This is a genomic window from Streptomyces sp. MP131-18 (genome assembly GCF_001984575.1).
GTDB lineage: Bacteria > Actinomycetota > Actinomycetes > Streptomycetales > Streptomycetaceae > Streptomyces > Streptomyces johnsoniae.
Window position 1 is genome coordinate 2,367,694 of record NZ_LZNS01000001.1, and the last position, 14,256, is coordinate 2,381,949.

General features: G+C 73.0%; 15 protein-coding genes. 12 read left to right on the top strand and 3 right to left on the bottom strand.

Annotation, left to right across the window (positions count from 1 at the left end):
* Positions 1-37: 37 nt before the first annotated feature.
* The 4 genes from STBA_RS10310 to STBA_RS10325 all read left to right on the top strand — a co-directional run bounded on the left by STBA_RS10310 (position 38) and on the right by STBA_RS10325 (position 3,961).
* Positions 38-397 carry a hypothetical protein gene (locus STBA_RS10310; RefSeq protein WP_077058960.1) on the top strand — a complete coding sequence of 120 codons (360 nt, stop codon included), beginning with the start codon at positions 38-40 and terminating at the stop codon, positions 395-397.
* Positions 398-466: 69 nt separating this feature from the next.
* Positions 467-1,738 carry a glycosyltransferase family 4 protein gene (locus STBA_RS10315; RefSeq protein ID WP_077058961.1) on the top strand — a complete coding sequence of 424 codons (1,272 nt, stop codon included), beginning with the start codon at positions 467-469 and terminating at the stop codon, positions 1,736-1,738.
* A complete protein-coding gene (locus STBA_RS10320) occupies positions 1,735-2,598 on the top strand; it encodes a hypothetical protein (protein WP_077058962.1) in 864 nt (287 codons plus the stop codon). The genes STBA_RS10315 and STBA_RS10320 overlap by 4 nt, the downstream gene beginning before the upstream one ends.
* A gap of 91 nt (positions 2,599-2,689) precedes the next feature.
* Positions 2,690-3,961, top strand: a complete 1,272-nt coding sequence (locus STBA_RS10325; protein WP_077058963.1) for a phosphoribosyltransferase family protein — start codon at positions 2,690-2,692, stop codon at positions 3,959-3,961.
* A gap of 36 nt (positions 3,962-3,997) precedes the next feature.
* Here the strand turns inward: STBA_RS10325 and polX are convergent, their stop codons facing one another.
* Positions 3,998-5,746 carry a DNA polymerase/3'-5' exonuclease PolX gene (gene polX / locus STBA_RS10330; RefSeq protein WP_077058964.1) on the bottom strand — a complete coding sequence of 583 codons (1,749 nt, stop codon included), beginning with the start codon at positions 5,744-5,746 and terminating at the stop codon, positions 3,998-4,000.
* A gap of 140 nt (positions 5,747-5,886) precedes the next feature.
* On the opposite strand from polX, the gene STBA_RS10335 reads away from it, so the two are divergent.
* Positions 5,887-7,041, top strand: a complete 1,155-nt coding sequence (locus STBA_RS10335) for a site-2 protease family protein (protein WP_077063231.1) — start codon at positions 5,887-5,889, stop codon at positions 7,039-7,041.
* A 60-nt stretch (positions 7,042-7,101) separates the two neighbouring features.
* Here the strand turns inward: STBA_RS10335 and STBA_RS10340 are convergent, their stop codons facing one another.
* A complete protein-coding gene (locus STBA_RS10340; RefSeq protein WP_077058965.1) occupies positions 7,102-7,497 on the bottom strand; it encodes a nuclear transport factor 2 family protein in 396 nt (131 codons plus the stop codon).
* 112 nt (positions 7,498-7,609) lie between these two features.
* Between STBA_RS10340 and STBA_RS10345 the strand changes: the two genes are divergently transcribed.
* A complete protein-coding gene (locus tag STBA_RS10345) occupies positions 7,610-8,206 on the top strand; it encodes a TetR family transcriptional regulator (protein ID WP_077058966.1) in 597 nt (198 codons plus the stop codon).
* Positions 8,207-8,282: 76 nt separating this feature from the next.
* Here the strand turns inward: STBA_RS10345 and STBA_RS10350 are convergent, their stop codons facing one another.
* Positions 8,283-9,296 (bottom strand): glycoside hydrolase family 5 protein, encoded by a 1,014-nt coding sequence (locus STBA_RS10350; RefSeq protein WP_077058967.1) that lies wholly within the window; start codon positions 9,294-9,296, stop codon positions 8,283-8,285.
* Positions 9,297-9,556: 260 nt separating this feature from the next.
* Here STBA_RS10350 and STBA_RS10355 point away from each other — a divergent pair, with 260 nt between their 5' ends.
* The 6 genes from STBA_RS10355 to STBA_RS10375 all read left to right on the top strand — a co-directional run bounded on the left by STBA_RS10355 (position 9,557) and on the right by STBA_RS10375 (position 14,245).
* On the top strand, positions 9,557-9,901 hold the full coding sequence (locus STBA_RS10355; RefSeq protein WP_077058968.1) for an SH3 domain-containing protein: 345 nt from the start codon (positions 9,557-9,559) through the stop codon (positions 9,899-9,901).
* Between the two features lie 196 nt (positions 9,902-10,097).
* Positions 10,098-10,886: a metalloregulator ArsR/SmtB family transcription factor gene (locus tag STBA_RS10360; RefSeq protein ID WP_077058969.1), complete on the top strand. Its 789-nt coding sequence runs from the start codon at positions 10,098-10,100 to the stop codon at positions 10,884-10,886.
* 287 nt (positions 10,887-11,173) lie between these two features.
* On the top strand, positions 11,174-11,812 hold the full coding sequence (locus STBA_RS10365) for a dihydrofolate reductase family protein (protein ID WP_077058970.1): 639 nt from the start codon (positions 11,174-11,176) through the stop codon (positions 11,810-11,812).
* Between the two features lie 355 nt (positions 11,813-12,167).
* Positions 12,168-12,815 carry a dihydrofolate reductase family protein gene (locus STBA_RS10370; RefSeq protein ID WP_077058971.1) on the top strand — a complete coding sequence of 216 codons (648 nt, stop codon included), beginning with the start codon at positions 12,168-12,170 and terminating at the stop codon, positions 12,813-12,815.
* A gap of 61 nt (positions 12,816-12,876) precedes the next feature.
* The gene (locus STBA_RS37710) at positions 12,877-13,035 is read left to right on the top strand and encodes a hypothetical protein (protein ID WP_171987681.1); all 159 of its coding nucleotides are present in this window, start codon (positions 12,877-12,879) and stop codon (positions 13,033-13,035) included.
* A gap of 235 nt (positions 13,036-13,270) precedes the next feature.
* Entirely contained in the window at positions 13,271-14,245 is a 975-nt protein-coding gene (locus STBA_RS10375) for a methyltransferase domain-containing protein (RefSeq protein WP_077058972.1), read from the top strand.
* Positions 14,246-14,256: the final 11 nt, after the last annotated feature.

Sequence of the window (14,256 nt, forward strand, 5' to 3'; positions counted from 1 at the left end):
GGTCCCCGAGGGGCACGCAGAGAAAGGACCGTCTCTCATGCTCGTCTTGGGCCTGCTGGCAGGCTCGCTCGGCTATCTGCTCATCACGCTGCTGACGGCACGCGCCGCCTACGGGGCGCAGCGGGCGCGGCTGATCCGGCAGGAGGAACTGTGGCACGTGGGTGACCCGGTGGACAGCTTCGAGCACCACGACCGTTCCTCCGCCGCGGTGACCGCGCTGCTCTTCGGACTTGCCTGGCCAGTGACCGTTCCGGGATACTTCCTGCTCCGCTGCGCTACCTTCGTGATCACGGCACGCCCCCCGGCCACCGTCGAGGACAGGGAGCGGCGTTCCGCACACCTCAAGCAGCAGATCCGCACCCTGGAAGAGGCGCTGGAGCGGCCGCTCGAAGAGTGAACAACCCGAGTGAACAACCCCACCCGCCGCCGGGCAACCGTGCGCTCGTCACATGAGGTCTATGTCCGCATGAAGATTTCCTTCCTCCTCCACAACGGGTACGGGATCGGGGGGACGATCAAAACCACCTTCAATCTCGCGCAGGCCCTGGCCGAGCGGCACGAGGTGGAAATCGTCTCCGTGCACCGGCACCGGGAGGAACCGAATTTCCTCCTGGGCACGAAGGTGCGACTGCGGCATCTGGTGGACCTCCGGACCGAAAAGGACCACCCGGCGCACCAGCGCCCCGCCCGGGTCTTCCCCGCCTCCGAGTACCGCTACGGCCAGTACAGCGAGCTGACGGACGAACGGATCGCGGAGTGCCTCGCCGGACTCGACTCCGACGTCGTCGTCGGCACGCGCCCCGGGCTGAACGTGCACCTCGCGCGCCAGGGGCCGCACCACGCCGTGCTCGTCGGCCAGGAACACCTGACGCTGGACAACCACCCGCCCGCGCTGCGCGGCGAACTGCGCCGCGTCTACCCGCGCCTGGACGCGCTGACCACCGTCACCCACGCCGACGCCGAGGCGTACCGGCGCAAGATGCGGCTGCCGGGCGTGCGAATCGCCGCGCTGCCCAACAGCGTTCCGGAGCCCGCGCTCCCGCCGGCCGACGGCAGCGGGCGGATCGTGGTGGCCGCCGGTCGTCTCGTCCGGTCCAAGCGCCACGACCTGCTGATCCGCGCGTTCGCCGGCGTCGCGGCGGAACGGCCCGACTGGCGGCTGCGCATCTACGGCAAGGGCGAGGAACAGGACCGGCTGCGCCGCCTGATCGACGATCTCGGCCTGTACAACAACGTGTTCCTGATGGGCGCCGCCTCCCCCATCGAGGCGGAGTGGGTCAAGGGCTCCATCGCCGCGGTCACCTCCAGCTTCGAGCCGTTCGGCATGACGATCGTGGAGGCGATGCGCTGCGGCCTGCCCGTGGTGTCCACCAACTGCCCGTACGGACCCGCGGAGATCATCGACGACGGCGTGGACGGCCGGCTGGTGCCGGTCGGCGACCGGGACGCCCTGACCGCGGCGCTGCTCGACCTGATCCGCGACGACGAGCTGCGGCTGCGCATGAGCCGCGCCGCGCTCGCGGGCGGGCGCCGCTACGATCCGGTGCCCGTCGTCGAGCAGGCGGAGGCGCTGTTCGCCGGCCTGGCCGAGGCCAAGCGCACCCGGCGCGGCCGGTCCGGTGCGGCGGCGGGGCGGCGGCTGGCCGCCGCGGTCGTCAGCAGCGGGCACGCCGTGAAGGACGCCGCGCTGGCGCTGGGCGTCACCACGCTGCGGAGCATGAGGAAGGGCAAGCGATGAGCACCGGCACCATCCCCAAGGACAAGCTGCCGCGCGCGGACTGCACGATGGACGCCGACGGCCGCCTCACGGTCGAGCTCGGCGGGCTGCGGGAGGCGCGGGAGCCCGTGCTGTGTCTGGTCCTGCGCCCCAAGAAGGGCGAGGAGGAGACCACCGCGCGCACCGTTCCGCTGGAGCCGGCGGAGACCGCGCCGGATGCGCCGGGCGCGCCGGGGCGCTGGCGCGCCGAGCTGCCCGCGGAGCCGCCGCTCGAAGAGGGCCGCTGGGACGTGTTCGTGCTGAACGGGCCCGACGCGGCGCGCCAGCGCGTCGTGCCCGGGCTGCGGGACCTGCGCGCCCTTGCGCCCGGGGAGCGCACGCCCGCGGCCGACCCGCTGGCCGTGCGCCTGCCCTACGCCACCAAGGACGGCTACTTCGCCATCCGCGCCTGGCTGCGCCCCGCGCACGCCGAGGCGGGCGATCTGAAGGTGGCCGCCCGCGGCCTGACCGTGCGCGGCCGGCTGCTCGGCGCGCGCCCCGGCCTCGGCGGCACCGCGGTGTTCCGGCTGCGCGGCTCGGGCGGCACCACCGTCAAGGCGCCGCTGCACGACGAGGGCGACGGCACGTTCTCGTTCACCGCCGAGTACGCCGAGCTGCCGCCCGGGCAGGACCCGGCGAAGCCCGCGGTGTGGGACGTCTTCGTGAAGCCCTCGGTGAAGTCCCGCCGCGTCCGCGTCGCCCGGCTGCTGGACGACGTGGCGGACCGGAAACCGGTGTTCGTCTACCCCGCCACCACGGTGGAGGGCGCCACCTACCGGCCGTACTACACGGTCGACAACGACCTGGCGCTCGAAGTCGCCGCGCCGCCGTCCGCGGGATGAGGGCCGCCGCCCGCGCGCGGCGGCGGGCGGATCGCGGTTCGATGGAGGAGGGGCGGAGACCGGAAGGGGGGCGCACGAGACGGAGGTGCCCATGATCTACGCCGACCGTGCCGACGCGGGGCGGCGCCTCGCGCACGAGCTGCGGGACCTGCGCGGCCGGGACGCGGTGGTGCTCGGCCTGCCCAGGGGCGGCGTTCCGGTGGCCGCCGAGGTGGCCTCGGCGCTGCGGGCGCCGCTGGACGTGGAGGTCGTCAGGAAGCTGGGCGCGCCGTTCCAGCCCGAGGTGGCGATGGGCGCCATCGCGGAGGACGAAGGCGCCCGCGTGCTCAACGAACGGGTGCTGCGCGCGACGCGGACCGGCGAGGACGACCTGGCCGCCGTGGAGGCCGCGGAGCGCGCGGAGCTGACGCGCCGGGCCAGGGAGTACCGCGGCGGCCGGCCGCCGCTGTCGGTGGCGGGCCGTACGGTGGTGATCGTGGACGACGGCATCGCCACCGGCGCCACGGCGCGAGCCGCGTGCCGTTCGGCGCGGCGGCGGCACGCCGAGCGGGTGATCCTGGCGGTGCCGGTGGCCCCGGGCGAGGGGATGGAGGAGGTGGCCGCGGAGGCGGACGCGTTCGTATGCCCGGAGCGGCCCGCGGAGTTCATGGCGGTCGGCCAGTTCTACCGCGACTTCGGGCAGACCACGGACGAGGAGGTCGTGGCCTGTCTGCGCCGGGGGAACAGCAGGGAGGTGACGGTCGAGGCCGGTCAGGTGCGGCTCGGCGGGGAGCTGACGCTGCCGGCGGACGCGGCGGGCGTGGTGGTGTTCGCGCACGGCAGCGGCAGCAGCAGGCACAGCCCGCGGAACCGGTTCGTGGCCGACGCGCTGAACGGGGCGGGCCTCGGCACCCTGCTGTTCGACCTGCTGACGGACGAGGAGGAGGCCGACCGGGCCAACGTGTTCGACGTGGGGCTGCTGGCCGGGCGGCTCGCCGCGGCCACGGAGTGGCTCGGCACCCGACTGGACGCGCCGCTGCCCGTGGGCTGGTTCGGCGCGAGCACCGGCTCGGCAGCCGCGCTGTGGGCGGCGGCCGAGCCGGGCTCGGGGATCGCCGCGGTGGTGTCGCGCGGCGGACGGCCGGACCTGGCGGGCGAGCGGCTGGCCGCGGTGCGGGCTCCGACACTGCTGATCGTCGGCGGGAACGACCCGCAGGTCATCGAGCTGAACCACAGCGCCCTGCGGTCCTTCGGCGCGGCGGAGCACGACCTGGCCGTGGTACCGGGCGCCACCCACCTGTTCGAGGAGCCGGGCGCACTGTCGGAAGTGGCGGAGCTGGCCCGCGACTGGTTCCTCCGACACCTGACACGCCGCCCCGCCTGATGCCCCGGGCACGGGCCGGGGGCAGGACGATGCCGGTCAGGGGCGCGTGCCGGGCGGGGTGGCGCGGCCGGGGGCGTGCAGGAAGCGGGCCAGCCGGGTGGCCGGCCAGGTGTTGATCACGTCGTCCGCGGTCAGCCACCCGCGCTGCGCCGTGCCGACCCCGTACCGCATGTTGCCCAGCTCGCCGGTGGAGTGGGCGTCGCTGTCCACGGCGAACTTCACCCCGTGGCGCCTGGCCCGCAGGATGTCCTCGTCCCGCAGGTCGAGCCGGTTGGGATGCCCGTTGACCTCGACCGCGGTACCGGTGCGCGCGCACGCCGCGAACACCGCGTCCAGATCCGCGTCGATGCCCGCCCTGGAGCCGATCTTGCGCGTCGTCAGATGCCCGATCACGTTCACGTACGGGTTCTCGCAGGCCGCGACGAGGCGGCGGGTCTGCGCGTCCCGGTCGAGCCGGAAGTGGGAGTGCACGGAAGCCACGCACAGGTCGAACCCGGCGAGGAAGGCGCCGGGCCAGTCCACGCCGCCGTCCGGGCCGATGTTCAACTCCGTGCCGTGCAGCAGCCGCAGCCCCGGATGCCGTCCGGCCAGCGCGCGCACCTCCGCGCGCTGCGCGAGGATCTTCTCCTTCGTCATCCGCTGCATCCGCAGGTCGGGCGCGTGGTCGGTCACCGCGTAGTACGCGTAGCCGCGGGCCGCGGCGGCGCCGACCATGTCGGGCAGCGACGCGAGGCCGTCCGTGAGGTCGGTGTGCGTGTGCAGGTCGCCGCGGATGGCGTCGAGGGCCACCGGCTCGGGCAATTCGCCGCGCCGCGCGGCGGCGACCTCGCCGCGGTCCTCGCGCAGCGCGGGCGGAATCCACGGCAGCCCGAGCCCGGCGTACACCTCCTCCTCGGTCACGGCCGCCCGCCGGTCGCCCGTTCCCGCGTCGAAGAGGCCGTACTCGGACAGCTTCAGCTTCGCCTGCACGGCGATCTCGCGGATGCGGACGTTGTGCTGCCGCGAGCCGGTGAAGTAGATCAGTCCGGCGCCCCACGCCTCGGGCGGCAGCACCCGCAGGTCGAGCCGGACACCCGCGGCGGTGCGGACGGACGTCTTCTTCCGGCCGCGCACGACGATTTCGGCGACCAGCGGCAGCGCGGTGAACGCGGCCATCAGCGGCTCCGGGTCCCGCGCCGCGGCCAGAATGTCGATGTCGCCGATCGTCTCGCGCATGCGCCGCAGCGACCCGGCGGCGGTGCAGCGTTCGCAGCCGGGGGCGGCGGCCACGCCCGCGACGGCCTCCTCGGCCAGGGCGGTGGCCGCGTCCAGGAGGATGCGCCCGCCGGAGCCGCGGGCCACCTCGATGCCGCGCAGGATGTTCTCCTGCGTCTTCGGCCCGAAGCCCGCCAGGCCCTTCAGCCGGTTCCCGCGGATGGCATCGGCCAGTTCACCGACGGACGCGATACCGCGTTCCCGGTAGAGGGTCATCGCCTTCTTCGGCCCCAGGGAGGGCACGGACATCAGCTGCCGCACCCCGGGCGGCACGGCGGCGCGGGTCTCGTCGAGCGCGGCGAGGCGGCCGGTGCGCAGATACTCGTCGATCTTGTCCGCGATGGACTTACCCACGCCCGGGATCTCGCGCAGATCCTTCGCACCCAGACCGGAAACATCCCCGGCGTGACCGCGGACCGCGCGCGCCGCCCGTTCGTAGGCACGCTGCTTGAACGCGTCGCCGCCGGTGATCGCGATGAGGTCGGCGTACTCGAGCAGCAGCGCCTCGACCTCTTCGTTCCGCCGGGCCATGTCTCCACCGTAGGAAGCGGGCGGTACTCCGGCGAGCCGGCGCCCGCGGCATGAGGCCCGCGGCATGAGGCCCGCGTCCCCGGGTACCCGGGGGCGTCCGGAAGACGGAAGCGGGGGCCGAGCTGAACGGGGTGAGCGCCGTGCGGGCGACCTTCACGCTGGGGCGGATCGCGGGGGTCAGGATCGGGGTCAACTGGAGCGTGGCCCTCGTCTTCGCGCTGATCGCGTCCGGCCTGGCCGCCGGGCGGCTGCCCGAGGCGTACCCGGACCGGGCGTGGCCGCTGTACCTCCTGGTGGGCCTGGGCGCGGCCCTCGTGTTCTTCGCGTCCCTGCTGGCCCACGAGCTTGCGCACGCGGTGGTGGCTCGGCGGCACGGGGTGGGCGTGGACGACATCGTGCTGTGGCTGCTCGGCGGCGCGACCCGCATGCGCACGGAGGCCCCCGACCCGCGGGCCGAGCTGCGGATCGCGGGGTCCGGGCCGCTGGTGAGCCTGCTGCTCGGGGTGGCGTTCGCGCTGCTGACGTGGCTGCTGGACACCACCGGGGCCGCCGGCCTGCTGGTGGAGTCGACGGCCTGGCTGGCGGCGATCAACCTGCTGCTCGCGGCGTTCAACGTGATCCCCGCGGCGCCGCTCGACGGCGGCCGGCTGCTGCGCGCGTTCCTGTGGCGGCGCACCGGGGACCGGCTGCGCGCCACCGAGGGCGCCTCGACGGCGGGCCGGGTCTTCGGCTGGGTGCTGGTCGGGCTCGGGCTGTGGCAGTTCCTGTGGACGACGTGGTTCGGCGGCCTGTGGCTGGCGCTGATCGGCTGGTTCCTGGTGATGGCGGCCAGCCAGGAGGGGCGGCAGGCCCGGGTGCGGGAGCTGGTGGCCGGCGTCGCGGTGCGGGACACCATGACGCCGGACCCGGTGTCGGTGCCGGAACGGCTGACCGTGGACCATCTGCTGTCCGACCCGTCGCTGATGCCGCGGCACACCGCGTTCCCCGTGACGGGCGACGACGGAACGCGCCCCAAGGGCCTGGTGACGCTGGACGGCGCGGGTGGCGTTCCCGAGGAACGGCGCGCGCGGACGACGGTCGCCGAGATCATGCGCCCCCTGCCGGAGACCCGCGTCGCGGGCCCGGACGAGGCGCTGGCGGACCTGCTGCCGCGCCTCGAACCGGGCGCGGAGCACCGCGTCCTCGTGGTGGACCGCGGCGGCCGGCTGGTCGGCATCGTCTCGCCGTCCGACGTCAACCGCACCATCCGCCGCATGGCCACCCGCCCCCGCCCGGACCAACCGGCCAGGACCTGAACGGAACCGTTCCGCACGACCGCCCGGCACCGGCACCGGCACCGGCGCGAGAACGCCGGCTCAGTGCGTGAGCGCTGCGGCGGCCGAGCTGTCCAGGTAGTCGCGGACGTGGATGATGCGGCCCTCGCGCACGCGGATGACGAGCAGCCCGGGAACCTCGCCGGGCTCCGCCCCCTCGGGCCCGGCCAGGACGACCTGCTCGGCGATGATCACCTGCGGGTCGGTCGTCTCGTGTACGGCGACCTCGCGGATGGACGTGGCCCGTACGGGCATCGCGTCCCACATCGTCCGGTACCCGGCGCGCACGGCCTCGCGCCCCTCCAACCGCTTCGGCACCCCGGGGAAACGGAAGGGGAACTCGTGCACGCCGTCGTCCGCGTACAGCTCCGCCAGGTCGTCGGGCGATTTGTCGAGCATGGCCTGCCGGTAGCGGCCAAGCACCTCACGTGGCTCCATGATCCCTCCCCATTTGCGCACAGCACGCACTCCGCTCAACACTTGTTGAACGAATTACTCAACGAGTGTAGAGCATCTTCCCCTTCGGTCAACAGTTGTAGAGTCCGTCTCCATGAGCGAAACCCCGCGCGTCCCCCGGGCAGAACGCCGCCGCAGGACCGAGGAACGCATCCTCGCCGCGGCCAGGGAGCTGTTCGCCCAGCACGGTTTCGAACGCACCACCATCCGCGCGGTCGCCTCGGCGGCCGCAGTCGACCCCGCCCTGGTGATGCAGTACTACGGCTCCAAGTCCAAGCTGTTCGCCCGCGCCGCCTGGCACCAACACCCGGAAACCGACCCGCACTCCGGCGAGCCGGCGCCGTGCCAGGCGCCCCCGGAAACCCCGGACGAGGTCGTCGACGCCCTCCTCGCCCTGCTCGGCACCAAGCTGAACGCCATCCCCGGCACCTCCCTCGCCATGCTGCGCTCCATGCTCACCCACCCCGAGGCCGGCGAGGTCGCCCGCGAGACCATCACCCACCAGATCAACGAGATCCGCGACGCCCTCGACCTCCCCGACCCCGGCGCCCGCGCCGCCCTGCTGATCTCCACGATCGTCGGCGTCACCATCGGGCACCAACTGCTGGGCCTCGACGCGCTGTGCGATACGCCGCCCGAGCAACTCGCCGAACTGCTGCGACCCGCCCTGCAAGCACTGCTCACCCCCTGACCCCGGCCGCCGCCGGCACGCGAAGCGGGCCGCCCGGGGCGGCGAGTCCCCGGACGGCCCGCGGCGGGTGCAGCGGTCAGGAACCGCTGTAGATCGTGGCCTCCTCGGAGGTCTCGGCGATGCCGTCGGGCCCGTTGAAGAAGCGCTCGCCCCAGGACGTGAGGGAGCCCGGGTCGAAGCCGTTCACCAGGTCCAGGTACGCGACCTCGCTGCTGTTGCCGCTCCAGGACCAGCCGATGTAGCCGAGCCCCAGTTCCGTGGTGACGCCCATGATGGCGTCCTCGTCCGGGTCGCCGTCCGAGTGGTTGTGCCCGAACTCGCCGACCAGGATGGGCAGTCCGGCGTTCACGAACGAGGTGAGGTAGTCGCGCACCACCGATTCGGAGGTGTACACGCCGTACATGTGGATCGAGAAGATCAGGTTGCCCGTCGGGTCCGAGTCGTAGACCGCCTGGGCGTTGTCCCGCATGGTGTGGGTCCAGTCCTGGCCCCAGTTGGGCGCGTCCACCATGATCGTGTGCTCGTAGCCCGCGTCGCGCAGCTTGCCGACCGCGGCCTGGGTGTCGGCCGTCCACTGCTGGTACGTGGTGTTGCCGAAAGGCTCGTTGCCGATGTTGACGATGATGTGGTCCTCCTCGCCCTCCAGCGCGGACTGGACGCGCAGCCAGTAGTCCGCCGCCACGTCGAGGGACACCGCCGCGGCCGACTCGCCGTAGCCGGTGGTGTCGTGGACCTCGAGCACGCAGATGAGGCGGTTCGCCTTGCACTCGGCGACGATGCTCTCCACCTCGGCCACGCCGGTCTCGGTCCACTGGTCGCCGCTGCTCAGGACGACCCGGACGCTGTTGGCGCCCTGCGCCTTGATGTCGGCGAACGACTGCGTCTCGCCGGTGTACCAGGCGTGGGGGTGGTTGACGCCGCGGATGACGAAGTCGTTGCCGTTGCTCTCCTGCAGACGTCCGTCGCTGATGCGCAGCCCGACCGCGGTGGTTCCGGGCGGCCCGGCGAACGCCGCGGGCACCGCCAGCAGCGAAGCGAGCAGCACGGCGACCGCGGCGGCCAGCAGGGCGCCGATGCGGGTCTTGGTCAAGGTCTTCTCCTCAAGGAGTCGCGTCCCGTAGGACTCCGAGTGGGTGGGGGGTTGAGACCTGGCCACGGAGCGATCCGACTGGGAGCGCTCCCATGGACCCGTCCATCACGCCACCCGCCCCACCGCGCTGTCAAGACACGGGACATACCCAACGCCACCACCGCCGTCCCGCTTCGCGCGTAGCTACCCATTTGGGATGATTTGCACCCCCATTCGGCCGCACCTAACCTGAAAACGACTGCGGAGAGTAAGGAGGCGCCATGTCCTGGTCCCCGCTCGGCAGGCCGTCCATGCCGCTGTTCGCCGCCGCGGCGCTCGCCGCCGCCCTGGCCGGCGGCCCCTGGGCCGCGGATGCCACGGGGCACGCGGGGCACGCGGGCGACGGCGGCGCCCGTGGCACCGCCCGGGAGGACACCGTTCTGCGGCAGGCCCCGGCGCGCGACTCCACGGCGCTGGCGACCGTCGACCACGGCCGGCGGGTCACCGTACTGTGCGCGGCGGAGGGCGCCCGCCACTCGGCCTGGTACCTGGTCCACACGGACCACTACGCGTGGGCCCCGGCCCACGGCATCACCATCAACGGCCCGCCGCCCGACCGGTGCTGAGCCGCGGCGCGGCGCACACGCCAGGACGACACCGACAGCGCGCGGGCCCGGCCGCCAGAGGCTGACGGTCACCCGAGCCGGCACGTGGCGCGCCGGTGGCACCGGCGCGGAGCCGGATCTCACCCTTTGACATGCAACTATTCGGCTGCCTATCGTCACATGCAGACAAACGGTTGCCTGTATGGAGGGGTCGGCGATGGATGAGGTGTTCAAGGCGCTGGCGGATGCCAGCCGCCGCCGGCTGCTCGACAGTCTCAACGAGCGCAACGGGCAGAGCCTGCGCGAGCTGTGTGCCGGTCTCGACATGACCCGGCAGTCGGTCAGCAAGCATCTGGCGCTGCTCGAGGCGGCCAACTTGGTGACGACCCGGTGGCGCGGCAGGGAGAAGCTGCACCACCTCAACGCCGAGCCGGTCAACGCCATCGCCGAACGCTGGATCAGCCGTTACGACCACGAGCGGGTGCACGCACTCGCCGACCTGAAGAAAGCACTGGAGCAGACGCCCATGGACGCCAACGCCTTCGTCTACACCACCTACATCAGGACCACCCCCGAGCAGCTCTGGCAGGGCCTGACCAACCCGGAGTTCACCCGCCGCTACTGGGGGCTGTCCTTCGACACGGACTGGCAGCCCGGGTCGCCCATGGTGTGGGAGGGGCAGGGCCCGGCGAGCGCCGACCCCGAGCAGGTCGTGCTGGAATCCGACCCCTACCGCCGGCTGTCGTACACCTGGCACACCTTCACACCCGAGTGGGCCGAGGCCGCCGGGGTCGGTGACGACGTGCTGGCCAGGATCGCGGACGAGAGCAGGTCAAAGGTGACGTTCGAGATCGAACGGCTCGGCGAGATGGTGAAGTTGACGGTCGTCCACGACGGCTTCGAGCCCGGAAGCACCGTGCTGGAGATGGTCGGCGGCGGCTGGCCGCACCTGTTGTCCAGCCTCAAGACGCTGCTCGAAACCGGCCACGCACTGCCGGATGACTAGGCCCTGTCCGGCCGATCTTGCCGGGCCCGCGACGCCAGCTACGGCACCTCGCTGCGTTACCGAATCGCGCGAATACGGACAGGTATGAGCTGCGATCCGGCGCCTTGCGATGCACCGCATCTGACGCCGCGGGCTTATCCGACAAGATCGACAGGACAGGACCTAGGTCCTGTGCTGCCGGTCCTGTGCTGCCGGTCCTGTCGGGTCGGCCCGCGGCCGGGCGATGAGTCCGCCGGCGCCCACAGGTCTACCCCCGACCGGGACGACCGACGCATCGGGAGTATGGCATGGGACTCATCCACATCGAGTTGTTCGCGACCCTCGACCTCGTCGGGCAGTCACCCGGCCGCCCGGATGAGGACCCGGTGGGGTTCCCGTTCGGTGGCTGGCAGGCGCCGCTGCTGGACGAGGTCGCCGGGGCGCAGGTCGGCGCCGCGTACGAGGGCACGGACGCCCTCCTGCTCGGCCGGCGGACGTATGACATCTTCGCCGCCTACTGGCCGCACCAGGAGGGCGGCGAGGACAACGAGATCGCCACGCTCTTCAACAGCGTCCCGAAGTACGTGGCCTCCCGCGGCAGGCCCGATCTCTCGTGGGCCGGGTCCACGCGGCTCGGCCCGGATCTGGCCGGCGCGGTGCGCGAGATCCGTGACCGGCACGAGCACGTCAAGGTGGTCGGGAGCCTGAACCTGGTGCAGACCCTCCTGCGCGAAAAGCTCTTCGACCGTCTCGACCTCTGGGTGCACCCGATCGTGCTCGGCGTCGGGAAGAAGGTGTTCGACGGTGGCGCGGTGCCCACGAACGTCACCCTCCTCGAACCGCCGGCAGCCGGCCCGAAGGGCACCGTGTACCTGCGCTACGGGCTCGCCGACGGCACGCCCGGGACGGGGGACATGAGCGCACCCGACCGGGGTGCCGCCGGGTGACCTGGCGTGCCCGGCCGTACCCCGACGCCGGGACGTCGAGCATGCCGCCGCCGTCACGAGCCGGTCACTTCGACCGGCCACGGGCATCGGCGCCCTCCGGCCACCGGCCACGCGCCCGGGCGCTCCGCCGCTTCGCGGCCTTCGGACGCGGTGGGCGCGCCTTCACGCGGTCGGTCATGTCTTCGAGGCTGCTGACGCCGACACCAACGGTGACGCCGAGCGTGGGGACGCTCCTGAACGGAGTCCGATGGAGTCGCGGGCCCTGCGCACGCGCCGCACGCTTCCTCCCCGGACGCGGCGATGAGTTTTTCCGGCGCGGAGAGTCTCCTCACCATTGTCGATAAAGGAGGAGAACGTGGCTCAGCTACTGAGGGTCCAGAACTTTAGCGTTTCGAGTGACGGAATCGGGGCCGGCGAGGACCAGAGCGTCGAGAGGCCGTTCGGGCGCGTCGACCGTCCCGAGAGGCTGTTCGCCTGGGCCGGCGCCACGGCGAGCTGGCCCAACCGCACCGACCCCGGGGGTAGCCGGGGCCTCGATGACTACTTCACGCGGGACTTCGCACACAACATCGGCGCCGAGATCATGGGCCGCAACAAGTTCGGACCCCAGCGCGGGCCCTGGCACGACCATGAGTGGCGCGGCTGGTGGGGCGAGGAGCCCCCGTTCCGCACCCCGGTGTTCGTCATGACCCACCACAAACGTCCCTCGTTCGCGCTCCGCGACACCACGTTCCACTTCGTCGACGGCGCCCCTGGCACGGTCCTCGATCAGGCGCGGGACGCGGCACAGGGCAAGGACGTCCGGCTCGGCGGCGGGGTCACCACCATCCGGCAGTTCCTGGACGCCGGTCTCGTCGACACGATGCATGTGGCGGTCTCGCCGGTGAAGCTCGGGTCCGGCCTGCGGCTCTGGGAGTCACCCGAGGAGCTGCTCGACCGGTTCCACCTGGAGGTCGTGCCCAGCCCGAGCGGCGTGACACACCACCTGTTCTGGCGAAAGTGAGGGGCTGACGGTGGCGGCGCCGCCACTTTCACGCGTCAGCACGTCACATGTACCGGTCAAGATGACCGCGCGTTCCGAGGGCGTCCAGCTCACGGCGGAAGAAGCGGAGGCGTGCGTCATGGCCGCGATCAATGCCGTCGGAGCCGCCAACAAGGCCGTCGGAACAGCAGAGACGCTGGGAATCGACAAGATCTTCCAGACCGGTGAGGACGAGTCATGACCTCTCGGGTGCCGGCTCGCCCCCGCGGGCTCCCCTCCCGCCGCCACCGGGCCGCCCACCCCCGGCGGGCGACGACCGGTGGGCAAGGGCTGTCGGTCGGCCGTCAGCAGTTTCCGAAAGGTGGGGAAACTTCTTGCGCACTACGTCCGGCGGGGACCGCTCGTTGAGCAGGGTGCACCGCCGTGTCGCCCCGTTCAGCCCACCGCGTTTTCGCCGACGTTTCGGAGGACGTTCCATGACCATCGCGGCCCGCCCACCGGCAGACGGTCTCCTGCACAGTGCCGCGTGGCGCGCGGCGTTCGCCGCCGTGCCGCGCGAGACGTTCCTGTCCGCCGGCGTCCAGGGCCGCGGTGGGGCCGCGGGCGGTCTGCCGCCGGCCACCGCGGCCGTGATGTGCGAGGCCCTGGACGTGCCGGGCGAGGCACGCGTCCTGGAGGTGGGCACGGGCACCGGATACGGTGCCGCGCTGCTGAGCCACCGGTTCGGCTCCGCCCGCGTGGTCTCCCTCGACGCCGACCCCGAGCGGCTCGCCGCGGCCAGGACGCGCCTGGCGCACGCCGGGTACGCGCCGGAGCTGCTGGTGGGCGAGGCGGCGCACGGCTGTCCCGAACGCGCGCCCTTCGGCGGGCTGCTGGCCGGCCGCGGCGCGGGCCGCCGCGTGCCCGCGGCCTGGCCGGGCCAGGTGGTGCCGGGGGGAACGGTCGTGGCCGCGCTCGGGACCGGGACCGCGGTGCTGCGCACCGGCGAGGACGGCGGCGCGGCGGGCCGGTTCCTCCCGGTGCTCGCGCCGGCCGCCGACGCGGTCGAGCCCGCGGTGCGGGCGTACATCCCCGCGCTGCTCGTACCGCTCGGCACGCGGGCCGACGTGCCGCTGACCGCCGATCCGACGGCGGACATGCCGCGGTTCCTCGGCGGCCTCGCCCAGCCGGACGTGTCGGAGCTGTGCCTGATCGACGCGGACGGGCGGCCCGTGCTCGGCCTGGTGCACCCGGGGACCGGCTCCTGGGCGCGGGTGGCGCCGCGCGACGACGGCACCGCGCGCCTCCAGTACGACGGCCCGCGGAACCTGTGGGCGGAACGGGCGCCGCTGATCGAGGCCTGGGGGGACGCGGGCCGGCCCGGCCCGGAGGGCTACGGGCTCACGGTCACCGCCTCGGGCGTCAACCGGCTGTGGCTCGGCAGCCAGGAGGGGCCGGTCCTGACGCTGTGACGGCAACCGCG